The organism is Acinetobacter sp. 1000160, from assembly GCF_000588715.1.
In the GTDB taxonomy this organism is placed as follows: Bacteria; Pseudomonadota; Gammaproteobacteria; order Pseudomonadales; family Moraxellaceae; genus Acinetobacter; species Acinetobacter courvalinii.
This window is the reverse complement of sequence record NZ_JFWP02000023.1, coordinates 1-2,047: the sequence shown is the minus strand read 5'-3', so window position 1 is coordinate 2,047 and position 2,047 is coordinate 1. Positions and strand designations below refer to the sequence as shown.

1 protein-coding gene, 2 tRNA genes and 1 pseudogene are annotated in these 2,047 nt (G+C 43.2%); 1 reads left to right on the top strand and 3 read right to left on the bottom strand.

Going from position 1 to position 2,047, the window contains the following annotated elements; all coding sequences use genetic code 11:
* Positions 1 to 497 (top strand): annotated as a pseudogene (locus tag J699_RS00130) (YggW family oxidoreductase); the annotation flags it as partial.
* Positions 498 to 622: 125 nt separating this feature from the next.
* On the opposite strand, the gene J699_RS00135 reads toward J699_RS00130, so the two are convergent.
* The 3 genes from J699_RS00135 to J699_RS00145 form a co-directional block, all read right to left on the bottom strand.
* Positions 623 to 698, bottom strand: a tRNA-Lys gene (locus J699_RS00135).
* A gap of 120 nt (positions 699 to 818) precedes the next feature.
* Positions 819 to 894: transfer RNA gene (locus tag J699_RS00140), tRNA-Lys, on the bottom strand.
* A gap of 173 nt (positions 895 to 1,067) precedes the next feature.
* On the bottom strand, positions 1,068 to 2,047 hold a 980-nt coding region (locus tag J699_RS00145; RefSeq protein ID WP_032883019.1), incomplete at its 5' end, for an AMP-binding enzyme.

Genomic DNA, 2,047 nt, shown 5'->3' with positions numbered 1-2,047 from the left:
CGCAAGATGAGGTCCTAGAGCAGATTCAGGAGAAAGGTGAGGCGTATTTAAAAGCCAATGGTTATGTCAATTATGAAGTTTCGGCCTGGCGTAAGGAAAAGCCATCGGCACATAATCTGAATTATTGGCAATTTGGTGATTATCTGGCGATTGGAGCCGGTGCGCATGGCAAGGTCACGCGTCCTGACGGGATTTACCGTTTCCAGAAAACCCGTTTACCTAAAGATTATTTAGCCAAAGTCCCTGCTGAACATGTGCAAATGAAACGCATTGAAGCAGATGAATTGCCTTTTGAATTTATGATGAACGCATTGCGTTTAAATGAAGGTGTAGCGACCGAGTCGTATACCCAGCGCACAGGACTTGCGTTGCAAGATTTGAATGAGACATTGCATGACTTGCGTGAGAAAAAACTTCTCATTGCTGATCAGAACAGAATTGCCTGTACCGAGCAGGGACATATCTTTTTAAATTCGGTGCTGGAAAGATTTTTATAATTTAAAAATTATGTGTGCTTTGAGCAGGGAGGCTTAAAGCACTAGTTTTGGTTTTTGTCATCGTTTGGAAAGATATCGATGACAAAATAAAAAAGCCTCATCAAATGATGAGGCTTTTTCGAATCTGGTGGGTCGTCCGCGACTCGAACGCGGGACCAACGGATTAAAAGTCCGCTGCTCTACCAACTGAGCTAACGACCCTGAGCGAGGAGAAGTAAAACAACGTTTTACCTGAGCGTAAGAGAAAATCTATGATTTTCTGTAGCTTAACCTCTTACAGGCGTTTGTAAAATACATTTCACAAACTCTCAAAACATTAGATGGTGGGTCGTCCGCGACTCGAACGCGGGACCAACGGATTAAAAGTCCGCTGCTCTACCAACTGAGCTAACGACCCTAAGCAAGTATTTCAACTGGCTTCGCAAGAAAAACTAATGAGTTCTAAATGCGTCTTCGTTTTGATGTTGCGTATTCTAGCAAGTTATTCAGCTAACACAAGAGGAAATTTAAAAACATGTGCATGATTGTTTATAAAAAGCACGATTTCCTCTTATTTAGCTAAAAAATAAACTAGAAACGGTATTTATAGCTTTGAATATTGTCAAAGATCTCAGTATTTACATCACAATAGCTGCTTGCACCAGGCAATAACACCAGTAAACGTTCAGAGGTTTTGCTCGGATCGAACGAATCTTCTTTCAGTTTATTTTTCTGGTATTTGAATGTACCGGTGGTTTCAACCTTTTCCTGAACGCGCAAGAACACCGGAATGGCATAGGAAGGTAAACATTTTTTAAATACATTCACCATTTCGCTTAAATCTGCATCATTCAGCGCTGCACCATCCACCAAGGTGATGGCTGCCATACCAGCACGGCCATTGGTATTTGGAATTTCTACGCCATAAACCACGGCTTCTGCGATTTTTTCATACTCACAGACCATGTTTTCAACTTCAGTGGTCGATACGTTTTCACCTTTCCAGCGGAAGGTGTCGCCGAGGCGGTCCACAAACTGGGCATGACGGAAGCCGATATCACGGACCAGGTCACCGGTATTGAAGTATGAGTCGCCTTGAGTGAACACATCTTTCATGATCACAGACTTGTTCTTTTCAGGGTCGGTATAACCATCAAAAGGTGAGCGGCTGGTGATCTTGCCAATTAACAGGCCAACTTCACCGGTTTTGACTTTCTTGCAATAGCCTTTTTTGTCGCGGACCAGTTCGTTCTTTTCTTTATCGAACTCAACGATGGCATAAGGCGTAGGAGAGAAGCCGACGGTATTGTCAAAGTTAAAGATATTGCTGAAACCGACATTACCTTCGCTTGACGCATACAGTTCAAGCACTTCTTCAACCCCGAAACGCTCTTTAAACTTGCCCCAGATATTTGGGCGCATGCCATTGCCAATCATTTTAGTCACGCGATGCGCACGGTCCAGTTCAGTTGCTGGTGCATCAATCAGGTAACGGCATAGTTCACCGACATAACCGATCGCAGAAGCATTGAATTTCTGTACATCTTTCCAGAAGGCACTGGTTGAATATT